Source organism: Pseudomonas sp. DSP3-2-3, from assembly GCF_049898225.1.
Classification (GTDB): Bacteria; Pseudomonadota; Gammaproteobacteria; order Pseudomonadales; family Pseudomonadaceae; genus Aquipseudomonas.
On the sequence record NZ_JAFCXH010000013.1, the window covers coordinates 129,502 to 146,305 of the forward strand.

The following is a 16,804-nucleotide window of genomic DNA, read 5'->3' on the forward strand; positions in this document are numbered from 1 at the left end:
GTAGCTGGTCTTTCTTGTGGCTTGAAGCTAGAAGCTTGTAGCTTGAGGGCACCTCAATGCTAAACACCCTTCTTCCCATCCTGCTATTCGCTGCCTTGGGCCTTGCTGTCCTCGGCGCTGTGCGGCGGATGATGCTCTGGCGCAACGGCCGAGCCTCGGCAGTCGATCTGCTCGGCGGCCTGCTGGCCATGCCCAAACGCTACATGGTCGATCTGCACCATGTGGTGGCTCGCGATAAATACATCGCCAACACCCACGTGGCCACGGCTGGCGGCGCGGTGGCTTCCATTGCGCTGGCGATTCTGGTGCACGGTTTCGGCCTGCATAACCGCATTCTCGGCTTTGCCCTGTTGGCGGCTTCGGCGGTGATGTTCGGCGGCGCGATCTTTATGTTTCTGCGCCGACTCAATCCGCCTGCGCGGCTGTCCAAAGGCCCGTGGATGCGCTTGCCGAAAAGCCTGCTGGCATTCTCGGCGAGCTTCTTCCTGCTGACCTTGCCGGTGGCGGGCATCCTTCCGGAAAACTTCGGCGGCTGGGTATTGGCTGCGATTCTCGGCGTTGGCGTGCTGTGGGGTGTGTGCGAATTGTTCCTCGGCATGACCTGGGGCGGGCCGATGAAGCACGCTTTTGCGGGCGCTCTGCACCTGGCCTGGCACCGTCGCGCCGAGCGTTTTGGCGGCGGTCGTTCCACCGGCCTCAAACCGTTGGACCTGAACGACAAGACCGCGCCGCTGGGCGTGGAGAAACCCAAGGATTTCACCTGGAACCAACTGCTCGGTTTTGACGCCTGCGTGCAATGCGGCAAGTGCGAAGCCGCGTGCCCGGCGTTCGCAGCCGGTCAGCCGCTGAACCCGAAAAAGCTCATTCAAGACATGGTCGTCGGTCTGGCGGGCGGCACTGATGCGAACTTCGCCGGCAGCGCGTATCCGGGTAAGGAAATCGGCCAGCACGGCGGCAATCCTCATCAACCCATCGTCAACGGTCTGGTGGATGCCGAGACCTTGTGGTCCTGCACCACGTGCCGCGCTTGCGTCGAAGAATGCCCGATGATGATCGAGCACGTGGACGCCATCGTCGACATGCGCCGCCATCTGACTCTGGAAAAAGGCGCGACCCCGAACAAGGGCGCCGAAGTCCTGGAAAACCTGATTGCCACCGACAATCCCGGCGGTTTCGCGCCGGGTGGGCGGATGAACTGGGCGGCGGATTTGAACCTCAATCTGCTCAGCGACAGGCAATCTGTCGACGTGCTGTTCTGGGTCGGTGACGGTGCGTTCGACATGCGTAACCAGCGCACCTTGCGCGCTTTCGTCAAAGTCCTCAAAGCCGCGAAAGTGGACTTTGCCGTACTCGGTCTGGAAGAGCGCGACAGCGGCGACGTGGCTCGCCGTCTGGGCGACGAAGCGACTTTCCAGATGCTCGCCAGACGCAACATTCAGACCTTGGCCAAATACCGCTTCAAGCGCATCGTCACCTGCGACCCGCACAGTTTCCATGTGCTGAAAAACGAGTACGGCGCGTTCGACGGCAACTACCTCGTGCAGCACCACAGCACCTATATGGCCGAACTGATCCAGGACGGCGCGCTGAATCTGGGTCAGCACAAAGGCAGCAGCGTGACCTATCACGATCCTTGTTATCTGGGCCGCTACAACGGCGAGTACGAAGCGCCGCGTGATGTGCTGCGTGCGCTGGGCATCGAGATCAAGGAAATGCAGCGTTCCGGTTTCCGCTCGCGTTGCTGCGGCGGTGGCGGCGGCGCGCCGATCACGGACATTCCCGGCAAACAGCGGATTCCCGACATGCGCATGGAAGACATCCGCGAAACCGGCGCCGAACTGGTGGCCGTGGGCTGTCCGCAATGCACGGCGATGCTTGAAGGCGTGGTCGAGCCGCGTCCGCTGATCAAAGACATCGCCGAACTGGTCGCCGATGCGTTGTTGGACGAAGTTATCCCCAGCAAGCCTGCGCCGATCAAACGTGAACCTGCGGAGGTGCATTAATGAGCGACATTATTAGACGCGACCCCCGCGCCGAATGGATCGCCCGCAACCGCCTGCATCCATTGCACGCGGCCATGCAGCCGACCCAAAGCAGCTGGATGGGGCCGAACGGGCTGATGCGCAAAAATGTGCACGGCATTGGCTTCATCGGGCCTAACGGCATCAAGCGCATTGACCGCAGCGGCGCGCAGCAAGGCGGGGTGGTCAAACGCTCAGCGGCTGCCGAAGTCCAGTTGCCGCTGCATCAAGTCCTCGAACCGGCTTTCTATATAAGCGTGGTGCCGGACATGGTCGGCGGACGCCTGAGTGCGCATGACCGCGATCTGCTCGGTCTGGCCCATCAGCTGGCCGGACAGACTGGCGCGGTGCTGGCCGTGGTATTCGGCGAACACAAGGAAACCACCTTCACCACGGCGGGCGTTGATCGTCTGCTGGTGCTGGATGGCGCGGAATTCAGCGGTTATTCGCCGGAACAGCGGGTTCAGGGCCTGCGGGCTGTGGATAACCAGTTCAGCCCGCGCCATTGGTTGCTGCCGGACAGCCGCAGTGGCGGCGGTGAGCTGGGTCGTCGTTTTGCGGCCAGTCTGGGCGAGCGCCCGGCGACGCGGGTCTGGCAAGTGACCGATAACCAGTGCATCGGCCGTGCTGGTGCGGGCCGCGAGGACCTGGCCAGGTCATTGGCGCGGCTGATTCTGGCCGGTGTCGAATGCGCCGAGCCGGTCAGCGAAACCCGTCACGAAGCGCTGCCGGTTGAGTTATCCACAGCCGTGGCGCGCAGCCTGTCGCGTATCGAAGACCTGGGCGCGGTCGCGGTTGATCCGGCGGTGATCCCCATGGCCGAGGCCGAGTTTATTTTCTCCGGCGGCAACGGCGTCAAGGACTGGAACCTGTTTCACCAGACCGCTGCGGCCCTCGGCGCGACTGAAGGTGCTTCGCGGGTCGCGGTGGACGACGGCTTCATGGCCCGTGATCGGCAGGTCGGCGCCAGCGGTACATGGGTTACTGCGCGGGTGTATGTGGCAGTCGGCATTTCCGGCGCGATCCAGCATCTGCAAGGCATTGGCGCCTGCGATAAAGTCGTGGCGATCAATCTCGATCCGGGTTGCGACATGATCAAGCGTGCGGATTTGTCGGTGATTGGCGAAAGCGCGGAGATTCTCAAAGCGCTGATCGCAGCGGTCGAAATCTGGCGCAATGGAGCAAAACGAGATGCGGCCTGAGCCTATTGCTGCAACCAACAACAGCCTGCCTGTGGATAAAACCACTTTGCACGTCATCAGCCTGGTGTCCATTGGCGCGCACCCGACTTCCGGTCGAGCCCGCCGCGCCGAACAGGACGCCCGCGCCGTCGAGCTGGGTCTGCAACTGGCCGGTACCAACCTGCACGTGCTGCATGCCGGCAACGCCGAAGAGCCCGCTTTGCGCGCTTATCTGGGCATGGGCCTGGATGAACTGCATGTGCTGGAACAACCGGAAAATGCCGACGCGCTGCCCGCGCTGACTGATTACATTCGTGAGTCTGGCGTGCAGATGGTGCTTACCGGCAGCCAGGCGGAAACCGGCGAAGGCTCGGGCATGCTGCCGTTCCTGTTGGCGGAAAACCTCGGTTGGCCGTTGGTGGTCGGCATGGCAGAAGTGGAATCCGTCAGCAATGGCGTCGCACAGGTGCTGCAAGCCTTGCCTCGCGGGCAACGGCGGCGCTTGAAAGTGCGTCTGCCGTTTCTCGCAACCGTGGATAACGCTGCGCCCAAACCCCGGCAAAGCGCCTACGGCCCGGCGCAACGCGGCGGTCTTGATGTTGAACACGTCGAAATCGTGACGGATGAGCTGCTCACCGGCTCATCGCTGCAACCGGCCAAATCGCGTCCCAAACGCCTGAAAGTGATCAAGGCCAAAAGCGGCGCCGATCGCATGAAGGCCGCGACGGCCAAGGCCAGCGGAGGCGGCGGGCAAGTGCTCAAAGGTGTTTCCCCCCAAGAAGGCGCCGAAGCGATTCTCAAGTTGTTGATTGAAGAGGGTGTGGTTCGCTAACCCTTGGAATCAACAAAAACCCCGTGGGACCGGATTTATCCGGGAAGGCGTCTGTGTGTCTGGCAGAGATTTGCTGCGGGCACCGGCTTCTTCGCGAGCAAACTCGCTCCCACAGTTTGCAGCGCACGCACAGGATTGGTGGGAGCCGAGCTTGCTCGCGAAAGCGTCAGGTCAATCGCTGGATGGTCAGCCGGTGAACCCATTCGCGAACACGTTTGTGCCTACAGCAGATCCCAACCGACAAGCGCTAATTGCCAGCATTCTCTGGCTCTGACACAATCGCGAATAATTCTCGTTAGTTAATGCAATTCTTCGGGGTCGTTCGTGTCATCAGCCCAAAGCACTCAAAGTGAGATCGTTGGCGCGTTGTATCGCGACCACCGTGGCTGGCTGTTGGCCTGGCTGCGGCGCAACGTTGCCTGCCCGCAGCGTGCGGAGGATCTGAGTCAGGACACCTTCGTCCGGCTGCTGGGTCGCGAAGAGTTGCGAACGCCCAATGAGCCTCGCGCTTTTCTGGTAGCGGTCGCCAAGGGCCTGCTATTCGACTACTTCCGTCGTGCTGCGCTTGAACAGGCGTACCTCAACGAATTGATGCTGATCCCCGAAGCCGAGCAGCCGTCCCTGGAAGAGCAACACCTGATCCTCGAAGACCTCAAGGCCATCGACCGTTTACTCGGCAAACTGTCGAGCAAGGCGCGGGCGGCGTTTCTGTATAACCGCCTGGACGGCCTGACCCACGGCGAGATCGCCGAGCGACTGGGGGTTTCCGTGCCACGGGTTCGGCAATATCTGGCTCAAGGCATTCGCCAATGTTACGTGGCGTTGTACGGCCAGCCTCTATGAGCAGCTTCAACTCCCAACCGGTTTCGGCCCCTGTTCTGGATGCCGCCATCTCTTGGCAGTTGTGTCTGGACCGAGGCAATGGCAGCGAAGCCGAGCGCGAAGCGTTCGCCAGATGGATAGCGGCCAACGAAGAACATGCGCGCGCCTGGATGCAGCTGGGTCTGCTCGATCAGCGCTTTACTGCCCAGAAGGGGCCTGCACGCAAAGCCTTGCTGCAATCCCACGGCACCGCGCGTCAACAGCTGCGCAAGTTGGGTGGCGGATTGGCCAGTGTGTTGCTGGCCTGCGGCCTGGCATTGTTCGTCGGCGAGCGTTATCTGCCGCTGGATTACTGGCTTGCGGACCAACGCACCGGCACCGGCGAACAACGCAGCGTGCGGCTGGCCGACAACACCCTGATCCGTCTCAACACCCACAGCGCCATCGATGTGCGTTTCGACGCCAAGCAGCGCCGCGTCATCCTGCAGGACGGCGAAATCCTCGTCGAAACCGGCAGCCACGACGACCCGCGCCCGTTTATCGTGGAAACCCGCGATGGGCAAATGCGCGCGCTGGGCACGCGGTTTCTGGTCCGCCGTGAAAGCGACGGCACGCTGCTGAGCGTGTTGCAATCAGCAGTTGCCGCGCAAACTCCCCACGACACACGCGAGCAGATACTGCGCGAAGGTCAGCAAATGTTCATGAGCCGCGACGGCCTCGGCCCGATGCTGGCCCTCAAGCCCGGCGCGGATGCCTGGACGCGCGGCATGCTGGTGGTGGAAAACGCGCGTCTGGCCGATCTGGTGGCTGAACTGGGCCGTTACCGCGCCGGCCATCTGGGCGTTGCGCCGGAAGTGGCCGACTTGCGCATCACCGGCAGTTTCCCGCTGAACAACACCGATCTGGCGCTCAAGGCGTTGACGCCAGCCTTGCCGGTGCAGATCGAGCAGCACACCCATTGGTGGGTCACCGTCACGGGCAAAGACCCGAAAAACGATCTGGCGGCACCTGCAAAACTTTGAAACACTAATCTTAATCACAATTATTTTCGATTGGCCCTATCACTTTCTGAATTTCGTTCGGCACATAGACATTGAGAACCGTTTCCATCCAGGAGCCGAATATGTCCCGCACGCTTGAAACCCTTTTGCGACCCAGCCTGTTGGCTGTGGCGATCGCCCTGACCACACCGCTGGCCAGCACCTATTTGATCGCCGCAGAACAGGCATCGAGCATGCGCGCTTACAACCTGCCTGCGGGGCCGTTGTCTTCGGCGCTGAATCAGATCGCCAGTCAGGCTGGTCTGACCCTGGCGGTGGATCCATCGCTGGCTTCCGGGCGTACTTCGTCGCAGGTTCAGGGCCAATTCGACGCTACCGGCGCGTTGCGTCAGGCGCTGCGCGGCACCGGCTTGCAACTGGTGCAAAGCACTGTCGGCAGCTACAGCCTGATGGCCGCGCCGGAAGGCACCGTGGCGTTGCCGGAAACCACCATTCAAGGCCAGGGCGTCGCCAGCGAAACGGCTTGGGGCCCGGTGGCCGGTTATGCCGCGACCCGCACGGCGTCAGGCACCAAGACCGATACACCGATTCTCGAAGCGCCGCGTTCGATCTCCGTTGCGACCCGCGAGCAAATGGCTGATCGCGCTGTGCAGAACCTCGACGACGCTGTGCGCTACATGCCTGGTGTAACCGCCAGTAGTTACGGCAGCGACAGCCGCGCCGAATGGCTGAAGATTCGTGGCTTCGAGCCGACGCAAGTCCTCGATGGCCTGCCATTGCCCAAGGGCGTGTACGTCATGCCCAAGCTGGAAACCTGGGATCTGGAACGCGTCGCGGTTCTGCGTGGCCCGGCTTCTTCTGTGTATGGCCAGACCCCGCCCGGCGGCATGCTGGACATGGTCAGCCGTCGCCCGCAAGACACCGCCAGTCATGAGATTCAGGCGCAGGTCGGCAGCTACAACCGCAAACAGATCAGTTTCGACAGCACTGGCCCGATTGATGACGCGGGCGTGTTCGAATATCGGGTCAGCGGCGTGGTGCGTGACAGCGGCACGTCGGTCGAGCATATCGACGACAAGCGCTACAACCTCGCGCCGAGCCTGACCTGGAATATCGACCCGGACACCAAGCTGACCTTCCTCAGCCAGTTCAACCGCGACGATACCGGCATCACCAGCCAGTTCCTGCCGCTGGAAGGCACCAAGCTGTCGACCCCGGCTGGCGAAGTGAAATACCACAAGAACCTTGGCGATCCGCAGTGGGAGTTCTATGACAAGACCTATTACGCGCTGGGTTACGCCTTCGAACATCGCTTGAATGACGTGTGGCAGTTCAAGCAGAACCTGCGTTACACCAAGAGCGATCTGTCGTTCCAGGGCATTACAGCCGGTGGTTTCTATGGTTCGGTTGCGGCCGATGGCACGCTGTCGCGTGGCGCCAACGTGGTCAACGAAGACATCAGCCAGTTCGCCGTGGACAACAACTTCCAGGCCGACTTCGATACCGGCGTGCTCAAGCACACGCTGTTGATCGGCCTCGATCACCAGCGCATCAACCACAACTACAAATGGCTGTATGGCAGCGCGCCGACCAGCAACATCATCAATCCGGTCTACGGCCAGGACTTCAGCAACGTCGCCTACACCGCATACCAGAACTACAGCCAGAAAACCCGCGACACCGGCCTGTATCTGCAAGACCAGATCGCTCTGGATAACTGGCGCCTGACCCTGGGCGGTCGTCAGGACTGGCTGGATACCGACACCGATTTCCATGAGACCGGGATCAAGGACACTCGCAGCGATAGCGCATTCAGCGGCAACGCGGCGCTGAGTTATGTGTTCGATTCCGGCTTCGCGCCGTATATTTCCTACGCCGAGTCGTTCCAGGCCGAGCAGGGCGGCAACACCGCCACCAGCGAAGCCTACGAACCGAGCACCGGCAAGCAATACGAGCTGGGCATCAAGTACCAACCGCCGGGCAGCAGCATGTTGTTCACTGCGGCGCTGTACGACCTGACCCGCAAGAACATCGTGCTCAGCGATACGTTCGGCGTCAGCCGTCCATTGGGTGAAGCCCAGGTGCGCGGCGTCGAGCTGGAAGCGGTGGGCAACGTCAACGAAAACCTCAAGCTGACCGCGTCCTACACCTACGCCAACAGCAAGATGACCAAGGTCGGCGATCCATTGGACAAGAACCGTCCATTGCCGCTGACCCCGGAAAACCAGGCCTCAGTCTGGGCTGATTACACCTGGCACACTGGCGTGCTCGATGGTTTCGGCCTGGGCTTCGGCGTGCGTTATATCGGCGAAACCGACAACGTGGCGCTGGGCAGCCTGGCGTATGTGCGTGACAAGTCAGACGGCCATACCGATTCCTATACCGTGTACGATGCCGCCGTGCATTACGACCTGGGTCGCCTGAACAATTCGCTCAAAGGCGTCAGCGTCGCAGTCAACGCCAACAACGTGTTCGACAAGGAATACCTGTCGACCTGTGACGGCTTCTATTGCTACTACGGCGACCGGCGCAACGTGCTGGCCAGCGTCAATTACAAATGGTGAGTTAACGGATTCACCAGTGAAGACAAGGGCCTCCGCACGTGCGGCGGCCTTTTGCATTTGGAATGAAGCATATGAAAAGCCAAACCGTGCGCCGCTGGTCGTTCATCCACACCTGGACCAGCCTGATCTGCACCCTGTTCCTGCTGATGCTGGCGGTGACCGGGTTACCGTTGATTTTTCACCATGAAATCGATCACCTGCTGGGCAACGAGCCCGAGTTCAAGGAGATGCCGGCCGACACGCCGCATCTGAATCTGGAAAAACTGGTCGAAGCCGCCGAAGCGTATCGGCCGGGCGACGTCATGCAGTATTTCGGCTGGGACGAGGATAACGCCAACGGCGTCTGGGCGATCATGGCCAAGACGGCGGGCACCGAGCCCAATTCTTCGCACTCGTTCATGATGGATTCGCGCACCGGCCAGGCCTATGAAATACCGTCGGCCAACGGCGGTTTCATGATGGTCATGCTGCGCCTGCACGTGGACATGTACGCCGGGCTGACCGGCAAACTGTTGCTGGCGTTCATGGGATTTCTGTTCGTGCTGGCGATTATTTCCGGGACGGTGCTGTATGCGCCGTTCATGCGCAAACTCAAGTTCGCCACCGTGCGCGCCGACAAATCCATGCGCATGCGCTGGCTCGACCTGCATAACCTGATCGGCGTCGTGACCCTGACCTGGGCGTTGGTGGTGGGCGTTACCGGCGTGATCAGCGCCTGCGCCGACCTGTTGATTTCGTCCTGGCGCAACGACAGTCTGGCGGCGATGATCGCCCCCTATAAGGATGCGCCCGAGTTGACCCAGCGCGCTCCTGCCACGAATCTGCTGAGCATCGCCGAAGCTGCTGCGCCGGGCATGGAAGCGGATTTCATTGCGTTCCCCGGCACACGCTTTTCCAGCGAGCACCATTACGCGGTGTTCCTCAAGGGCAATACGCATTTGACCAAGCACCTGGCGACCCCGGTGTTGATCGACGCGAAAACCCTGGACGTCACCGCCGTGGTAGAGCGGCCCTGGTACATGGACGCGCTGGGCATGTCGCAGCCGTTGCACTTCGGTGATTACGGCGGTATGCCGATGAAAATCCTCTGGGCGGCGCTGGATGTGCTGACCATCATCGTCCTCGGCAGTGGCGTTTATCTGTGGTGGGTGCGGCGCAAGGCAGCGCGGCCGGTCAGCGTTGCGCAAGCGGAAACCGTGCAATGAAGCGCTCGACCATGCGCCACGTGTTTGCCATGCCGTTGCTGATCGGAATTTTGATCGCGTTCGGGCTGTTCGCCGCATTGCTCGGCGACGGCTGGTGGGACACGCTGGCCTGGCTGGGAATGGGCATTGCGGCAGTATTGAGCGTTCGCGGTTTGCTGGTGCGCAGGACCTGAAACCAGTCATTGCGGACGAGCGGGGCGCTGGCTAGTCTAGACGGCCGTCTCATCCGAGGAACACCCATGTCCGCACCGACCATGACGTTGTACACCAACGCAGCTTCGCCCTTCGCCCGCAAGGTTATGGTCCTGCTGCATGAAACCGGTCAGCTGGACCGGGTGGCACTGCTGCCGATGCCTTTGACGCCGGTTAATCCGATTGCCGAGCTGAATCTTGATAACCCGGCCGGCAAGATCCCGGCCCTGCGTCTGGCCGACGGCAATGTGATCCACGACAGCCGGGTGATTCTCGATTATCTGGACCACCAGCACGTCGGCAATCCGCTGATCCCTCGCGAAGGTTCCGCGCGCTGGCGGCGTCTGACCCTGGCCTCCCTGGCCGATGCGCTGCTGGATGCCGCACTGCTGATCCGCTATGAAAGCGCTTTGCGTCCAGTGGAAAAACATTGGGACCTGTGGCTCGACAACCAGCAGCAAAAAATCGCCCGCAGTCTCAGTTATTTCGAGCAGGACGCCATCACCGAACTCAGTTCAGCCTTCGATGTGGCGTCCATCAGCGTTGCCGCTGCGCTGGGTTATCTCGATTTCCGCCAGCCTGACCTCGGCTGGCGCAGCAGCTATCCGCGTCTGGCGAGTTGGTACGGCGAAGTCAGCCAGCGGCCTTCGATGTTGGCGACCCAGCCCGGCGTTTGATTGAGCGGCCGCCTCCAGCTCGCTGAACATCCGTTGCTGGAGGTGGCACCGGAAACAGACAGGCAATCCTCAGCAGCAGATCTCTCGCCTGGGCTTGATCCTCGCGTAATCCGAGCCAGTTACTCATCCCTGTTTTGATGGGGAGAGTCTGCGAGCCGTGTGTGGAGGGCTGATGTAGCGTCTATGGGGATTGCGTGGAGATTGCGTCAGGCGTAGATCCCGTTGGAGCGAGGCTTGCCCGCGAATCAGGCGCCTCGGTGACCCTGATCTGCCGCGTCATCGTTCTTCGCGGGCAAGCCTCGCTCCAACAGGGGCCGGTGTTTGCTGCGCGACGGGGAATCTGCTACTGCAACAACACCGTCACCAAAACCCCACCCTCGACATTGCCGATGCGCATCTCGCCGCCGTGCAGGCTCACCACTTCTTCGACGAAGTTAAGCCCCAATCCCGTGCTTTTGCGGCCGCTGTCCGGGCGGGGCAGGGAGTAAAAGCGCTCGCTTAAACGCGGCAAGCCGATATCGAGGATGATCAGGTCCGCCGGCGTACGCCGTTGATGCTCCACTGCCGCCTGACCGAGGCCCAGCCAGGACGTGGTGAAACCGTCACTTTGCAGGGCATAGATCAGGGTATCGGCAATCGCCGCTTCGTCTTCGACAATCAAAATATGCGGCATGGCATCCGAGCGCTTGAGGTAAGGACGAAACGGTGCCGGGATCAGCGGCGAACGTCAATCAGCAATCGGGTTTGTCAGCGGTATAGCGTCGTGCCGGATTGACTGCCGCGCCGAACTCGCGCAAGGCTTTGGCGCCGATCAACAGGGGATAGTTGAAGTGGCTACGATCCACCAGATTGACTTCGACGGTGCGTTTTTCATCGCCCAGGCACAGCTCCAGATCGACGACCGGGCGCTTGGTTGGATCCACCACTTCGTCCTCGTCTTCGCCATCGGAGCGACCTTTGATCTTGCTGATGCGCGAGACCTTGTGCTCGTACACCTTGTTGCTGGCGCCCTTGGTCGCCAGACGGAAGCGCACCCAGTCATCGCCGTCGCGCTGGAACAGCTCGATATCCTTGGCTGACAACGACGCGGTCAGTGCGCCAGTGTCCATCTTGGCCTGGAAGGTTTCGCCGAATTCCGCGACCTTGATGTATTCGTAACGACCATACAGCGTCGGCTCGGCGGCCATGACCGGTAAGGCCAGCAGAGACAAAAGCGCCAGGATTGATTTCACGTGGGTGGTACCTCTTGTCAAACAGACTGAGTTGGAACGGCATTATCTGTGGGAGCGAGCTTGCTCGCGAAGAGGCCAGTGCCCAACATCTCCAGAAGCTGAACCAGGGCCTTCGCGAGCAAGCTCGCTCCCACAATGGCTGCGTTTTAGACATCTGGATTCAACTTCGTTCGCTGCCCACAGCTTAACCGTAACGTCGTGAAACATTTGTCGACGACCAATGGATTTGGCGTAAACCCCCGTCCTCTTTATGATGGCGGCCCGAAAAATTGTAAGAGTTTTTTATGCGCCGCCTGCTCACCGGCTGTTTTGTCGGCTTGTTGTTGCTGCTCAACACCTTGGTCCATATCGGCCCGCTGCTGATTTTTGCCCTGCTCAAGCTGATTTTCCAGGGGCATATGCGCGATCACATGTCCTCGGCGGTGATGTGGATTGCCGAGACCTGGGCCGAAATCGACAAACTGATTTTCGCCCTGTGCATACCCACCCGCTGGGAAGTGCGCGGCGATGAAAATCTGCGCAGCGACACGTCTTATCTGGTGATCAGCAACCATCAGTCCTGGGTAGATATCCCGGCGTTGATTCAAGCGTTGAACCGCCGCACGCCGTTCTTCAAGTTTTTCCTGAAAAGGGAATTGATCTGGGTTCCGCTACTGGGCCTGGCGTGGTGGGCGCTGGATTACCCGTTCATGAAACGCTACAGCAAGGCGTTCCTGACCAAACATCCGGAGCTGAAAGGTCAAGATCTGGAGATCACTCGCCAAGCGTGCGAGTTGTTCAAGCGTCAGCCGGTCACGGTGGTCAACTATCTGGAAGGCACGCGCTTCACCGCGGCGAAAAAGGCGCAGCAGAACTCGCCTTATTCGCACTTGCTCAAACCCAAGGCGGGCGGCGTGGCGTTTGTTCTTGCGGCGATGGGTGAGCAGCTGGATGCGATTCTGGATGTCACCGTGGTTTATCCGAGTCAGCGGATTCCCGGCTTCTGGGATTTACTCTGCGGGCGAGTGCCGCGCGTGATCATCGATATTCAGACCCGTGAACTCGATCCCGCGTTATGGCAAGGCGACTACGAAAACGATCCGCTGTTTCGCGAAAAAGTGCAGGGCTGGGTCAACCAGCTGTGGCAGGACAAAGATGCGCGCATCGCCCTGTTGCGGGGCGATGCGCTGGCAGATTAATCAGCTGCCGGTGCCCCACAGGCTGCCGAGGCTTTGCAGCGCAGAGCCACCGGCGCCTTGCTGACCGAGGTATTGCAGGATCAGCGGCGCAAACTGGCTGACCATCGAGCTGTCCATGCCCAGCGCGGAGAACGCCTTGTTCACGTCCGCCATGCTTTGCACGTTGCCCAACGCGCTATTCAAGATGGAGCTGCTGGCGCTGTCGCCCGAGCTGCCCAATATATTGCCCAGCCCATTGAGGTTGCCCAGACTGCTCAAGGCGCTGGTCCCGGCCAGTTGATCCAGGCCCGGCACCGCTTTGCTCAACTGGCTGAAATCGTTGCCGGCGAGTTTGTTCTTCGCCAGACCCAACAGCGCGCCAGTACCGCCGACGGCCTGTTCCGGAGTGACATTCAGATTGCTGCCCAGCAAGTTCAGCAGGCCAGCGGCTTCCGGCGCAGCGGTCGCTTTTTGATTGCCGTTGGTGGCGTTGGAGACAGCATTGGCTGCGTCGTTCAGGTTGAAGGCGAACACCGGACTTGCGGCCAGAGCCATCAACGATGCCAGTGCTACACCGCGTGAAATCTTCATTGAAACAACCCCTCAAACGGAAAAAATCCGGCAAGCCGGTAAAAACACGTGTTTGACAGGGTTGGGCGGGGGAACGTTCCTTGCGTTCGTCTGTTGGGGGACGAGACAAAGGATGTGCAGGAGCGACTTGTTCGCGAGAGGGCAGATCGGGTTACACAGAAACGCTACCCGTTGGAGCGAGGCTTGCCCGCGAAGGCGTACTCCCAGTCGACATCTTTATCGCCAGGGATAACGCCTTCGCGGGCAAGCCTCGCTCCCACAAGATAACGCTCGGTTTGAAATTTACGCCGCGCTGAACAACTTGTGCGGATCAATCACAAACTTCTTCGGCACGCCTGCATCGAACTCGCCGTAACCGCGTGGGGCGTCGTCGAGGCTGATGACTTCGACACCGACCACGTCAGCGATTTTGATGCGGTCCCACATGATGGCTTGCATCAGTTGGCGGTTGTACTTCATGACCGGGGTCTGGCCGGTGTGGAAACTGTGGGATTTCGCCCAGCCCAGGCCGAAGCGAATGCTCAGGCTGCCCATTTTTGCTGCGGCGTCGACAGCGCCTGGATCTTCGGTGACGTACAGGCCGGGAATGCCGATCTTGCCAGCCACGCGCACCACGCCCATCAACGAGTTGAGGACGGTTGCCGGAGCTTCATGTTGCACGCCTGAGTGGCCATGGCCGCGGGCTTCAAAGCCTACGGCATCAACCGCGCAATCCACTTCCGGTTCGCCCAGCAACGCGGCGATCTGTTCGTGCAGCGGCGTGTCCTGGGACAGGTCGGCAATTTCGAAACCCTGAGCCTTGGCGTGGACCAGACGGGCAGGATTCACGTCACCGATGATCACCACTGCGGCGCCCAGCAGGCGCGCCGATGCAGCTGCGGCCAGGCCGACCGGGCCAGCACCCGCGATATACACCGTGCTGCCCGGACCTACGCCGGCAGTCACGGCACCGTGATAACCGGTCGGCAGAATGTCGGACAGGCAGGTCAGGTCGCGAATTTTTTCCATGGCCCTGTCACGGTCAGGCAGCTTCAGCAGGTTGAAGTCGGCATACGGCACCAGCACGTACTCGGCCTGACCACCGGTCCAGTCGCCCATATCGACGTAACCATAAGCGCCGCCGGGACGAGCCGGATTCACCGACAGGCAAACACCAGTGTGTTGTTCCTTGCATGAACGGCACAGGCCGCACGCCACGTTGAAAGGAACCGACACCAGATCACCGATTTTCAGGTTCTCGACGCCGGTGCCTTTTTCGATCACTTCACCCGTGATTTCATGCCCCAGGACCAGGCCGGTCTGTGCGGTTGTACGGCCGCGCACCATGTGTTGGTCCGAGCCGCAAATGTTGGTAGAGACCACGCGCAGGATGACGCCATGCTCGATCTTGCGACCGCGCGGATCCTGCATTTTTGGATAGTCAATTTTCTGTACTTCGACCTTGCCAGCGCCGAGATACACCACACCACGATTGCCAGACATGCTTTCACCTCGATTTTGTTGTTATTGAGTGAGCCTCAAGCCGCAAGCTTCAAGCAGCAAGCAAAAGCCAGCTACTTGTTCCTGTGACTGAAGCGTGTTTCCGGTTCTTCTGCTTTTCCTCTTGAAGCTTGTGGCTTGCAGCTACAGAACGACTGTCCTGTTGGCATTCAAAAACACCCGCCTTTCAATGTGATATCCCACCGCCCGAGCCAACGTCTGACCTTCGATATCCCGGCCTTTGGCGATCAGGTCTTCGGGGTAATGGCTGTGGTCAACCGCTTCGACGCCCTGGGCAATGATCGGGCCTTCGTCCAGATCGTTATTGATGTAATGAGCAGTCGCACCGACCAGTTTCACGCCTTTGTCGTAAGCCTGATGGTACGGCTTGGCGCCCTTGAAACCGGGCAGCAGCGAGTGATGAATGTTGATCGCCTTGCCGTCCAGCTTGCGGCACAGCTCCGGCGACAGCACTTGCATGTAGCGGGCGAGAATCACCAGTTCGGCGCCGGACTCTTCGATCACTTGCCAGACTTTGCTCTCCTGCGCCGGCTTGTCGTTCGGGTCCAGGGGGAAATGGTAGTACGGAATTTCATGCCAGCGCGCCAACGGTTCCAGATCCGGATGGTTGGACACCACCGCGACCACGTCCATGGACAACTGGCCGATGCGTTGGCGATAGAGCAGGTCGTTCAGGCAGTGGTCGGCCTTGGAGACCATGATCACCACTTTCGGGCGGTAGTTCGGCGCGGTCAGCTCGAAGATCATGCCGAAGGCTTGCCCGCGTTCGGCCAGACCGGCGCGGAAGCCCTGTTCATCAAAACCATCGGGCTGACGGAATTCGACGCGGATGAAGAAGCGGCTGGAAAGCCGGTCATCGAACGAGTGGTGCTCGGTCACGTAGCAGCCCTGCTCGAACAGATAGCGGGTCACCGCGTCCACCGTGCCCAGTACGCTTGGGCAGTCGGCAGTCAGAATCCATGTGTCGGGGGCGCGGCTCATTGTGTATTCCTTATTTGCAACGTTACTTGTGGGACCGGCTTTAGCCGGGAAGGCGGCATGTCTGACACAGCAAATGCATCGGATGTAGCGGCCCTTTCCCGGCTGAAGCCGGTCCCACGGGGGTAGTCAGTGAATCAGCGATCAGGCCTGAATGCTCAAGCCATATTCGGCACTGGCATCCTGCAACCACATCCACCAGTAGTCAGCGAAGCTGCGGCGGATCAGCAATTCCCAGGTTTCCTCGCCGGTACGGCGGATGACCAGTTGCGATTTGGCGAACACCGTGCCGACGGCCTTGCCCACCGGGAAGTTGTCCGGGTGCACGTCGTAGCTGGTGGATTTCATCAGCACTTCGCGGACTTTCGAGCCGCTCAGTTCAAGGATCGACTGACCGCCACTGACGTTGACGATGGCAATGTGCAAACCGGTCAGCGCTGCGCGCAGCTTCTGCTCAGCGGCGAACTCTTCACCGCTGGGTACGATCAGCAGCCATTCATCCGGGCCGAGCCATTGCAGCGAGCTTTCGCCGTTGATGACCACGGCCAGGGCCTTGGGCAGTTCCATACCGGTGGCGGTCGCCATGCCGGCAGCGAACGCCGGATCATGGGCATCGCCACGAATCGTCAGGTGGCCGAGCAGTTTTTTCTCGCGCAGGATCACGCCAGGGTTGGCGCGGCCTTTACCGACCAGCTTGTTGAGATCGGCATGAAACAGCGGTGACTCGGCTTTTTCACCGGTCGTTGGCCGCTGCTGGTAAACGTTGGCTGTGGTCATGGATCACCTGTTCCTGAATTCTGTTGTTTCGTAGGGCTGAACATTTCGGCGCGGCTTTCGCGAGCAAGCTCGCT

16 protein-coding genes are annotated in these 16,804 nt (G+C 60.5%); 10 read left to right on the forward strand and 6 right to left on the reverse strand.

The window, feature by feature from the left end; genetic code table 11:
- The first annotated feature begins 56 nt into the window (after positions 1–56).
- From dgcB to ACP7E4_RS16820, 9 genes are all read left to right on the forward strand, one after another.
- Entirely contained in the window at positions 57–2,003 is a 1,947-nt protein-coding gene (gene dgcB / locus ACP7E4_RS16780) for a dimethylglycine demethylation protein DgcB (RefSeq protein WP_426116174.1), read from the forward strand.
- Positions 2,003–3,223: an electron transfer flavoprotein subunit alpha/FixB family protein gene (locus ACP7E4_RS16785; protein ID WP_426116176.1), complete on the forward strand. Its 1,221-nt coding sequence runs from the start codon at positions 2,003–2,005 to the stop codon at positions 3,221–3,223. The genes dgcB and ACP7E4_RS16785 overlap by 1 nt, the downstream gene beginning before the upstream one ends.
- The gene (locus tag ACP7E4_RS16790) at positions 3,213–4,034 is read left to right on the forward strand and encodes an electron transfer flavoprotein subunit beta (protein ID WP_426116178.1); all 822 of its coding nucleotides are present in this window, start codon (positions 3,213–3,215) and stop codon (positions 4,032–4,034) included. Before ACP7E4_RS16785 ends, ACP7E4_RS16790 begins: the two co-directional genes overlap by 11 nt.
- Positions 4,035–4,358: 324 nt before the next feature.
- A complete protein-coding gene (locus tag ACP7E4_RS16795) occupies positions 4,359–4,877 on the forward strand; it encodes an RNA polymerase sigma factor (protein WP_426116180.1) in 519 nt (172 codons plus the stop codon).
- Complete coding sequence (locus ACP7E4_RS16800) at positions 4,874–5,878, forward strand: FecR domain-containing protein (protein ID WP_426116182.1); 1,005 nt, start codon at positions 4,874–4,876, stop codon at positions 5,876–5,878. The genes ACP7E4_RS16795 and ACP7E4_RS16800 overlap by 4 nt, the downstream gene beginning before the upstream one ends.
- Positions 5,879–5,979: 101 nt before the next feature.
- Entirely contained in the window at positions 5,980–8,421 is a 2,442-nt protein-coding gene (locus ACP7E4_RS16805) for a TonB-dependent siderophore receptor (protein WP_426116184.1), read from the forward strand.
- A gap of 71 nt (positions 8,422–8,492) precedes the next feature.
- Complete coding sequence (locus ACP7E4_RS16810; protein ID WP_426116186.1) at positions 8,493–9,626, forward strand: PepSY-associated TM helix domain-containing protein; 1,134 nt, start codon at positions 8,493–8,495, stop codon at positions 9,624–9,626.
- On the forward strand, positions 9,623–9,799 hold the full coding sequence (locus ACP7E4_RS16815; protein ID WP_426116188.1) for a hypothetical protein: 177 nt from the start codon (positions 9,623–9,625) through the stop codon (positions 9,797–9,799). The genes ACP7E4_RS16810 and ACP7E4_RS16815 overlap by 4 nt, the downstream gene beginning before the upstream one ends.
- A gap of 66 nt (positions 9,800–9,865) precedes the next feature.
- Positions 9,866–10,495, forward strand: coding sequence for a glutathione S-transferase family protein (locus ACP7E4_RS16820; RefSeq protein WP_426116190.1), 630 nt, complete (start codon positions 9,866–9,868; stop codon positions 10,493–10,495).
- A gap of 343 nt (positions 10,496–10,838) precedes the next feature.
- Here the strand turns inward: ACP7E4_RS16820 and ACP7E4_RS16825 are convergent, their stop codons facing one another.
- A complete protein-coding gene (locus tag ACP7E4_RS16825) occupies positions 10,839–11,168 on the reverse strand; it encodes a response regulator (RefSeq protein WP_426116192.1) in 330 nt (109 codons plus the stop codon).
- Positions 11,169–11,226: 58 nt separating this feature from the next.
- On the reverse strand, positions 11,227–11,727 hold the full coding sequence (locus ACP7E4_RS16830; protein WP_426116194.1) for an ATP-dependent zinc protease: 501 nt from the start codon (positions 11,725–11,727) through the stop codon (positions 11,227–11,229).
- Between the two features lie 284 nt (positions 11,728–12,011).
- Between ACP7E4_RS16830 and ACP7E4_RS16835 the strand changes: the two genes are divergently transcribed.
- Complete coding sequence (locus ACP7E4_RS16835; protein WP_426116196.1) at positions 12,012–12,905, forward strand: acyltransferase; 894 nt, start codon at positions 12,012–12,014, stop codon at positions 12,903–12,905.
- Here ACP7E4_RS16835 and ACP7E4_RS16840 read toward each other — a convergent pair whose 3' ends face one another.
- From ACP7E4_RS16840 to ACP7E4_RS16855, 4 genes are all read right to left on the reverse strand, one after another.
- On the reverse strand, positions 12,906–13,475 hold the full coding sequence (locus ACP7E4_RS16840) for a DUF2780 domain-containing protein (protein ID WP_426116198.1): 570 nt from the start codon (positions 13,473–13,475) through the stop codon (positions 12,906–12,908).
- A 282-nt stretch (positions 13,476–13,757) separates the two neighbouring features.
- Positions 13,758–14,957 carry a formaldehyde dehydrogenase, glutathione-independent gene (gene fdhA, locus ACP7E4_RS16845; RefSeq protein ID WP_426116200.1) on the reverse strand — a complete coding sequence of 400 codons (1,200 nt, stop codon included), beginning with the start codon at positions 14,955–14,957 and terminating at the stop codon, positions 13,758–13,760.
- Between the two features lie 141 nt (positions 14,958–15,098).
- Positions 15,099–15,956 carry a formyltetrahydrofolate deformylase gene (purU, locus tag ACP7E4_RS16850; protein WP_426116202.1) on the reverse strand — a complete coding sequence of 286 codons (858 nt, stop codon included), beginning with the start codon at positions 15,954–15,956 and terminating at the stop codon, positions 15,099–15,101.
- 141 nt (positions 15,957–16,097) lie between these two features.
- Positions 16,098–16,730 (reverse strand): sarcosine oxidase subunit gamma, encoded by a 633-nt coding sequence (locus tag ACP7E4_RS16855; RefSeq protein ID WP_426116204.1) that lies wholly within the window; start codon positions 16,728–16,730, stop codon positions 16,098–16,100.
- Between the last annotated feature and the right edge of the window lie 74 nt (positions 16,731–16,804).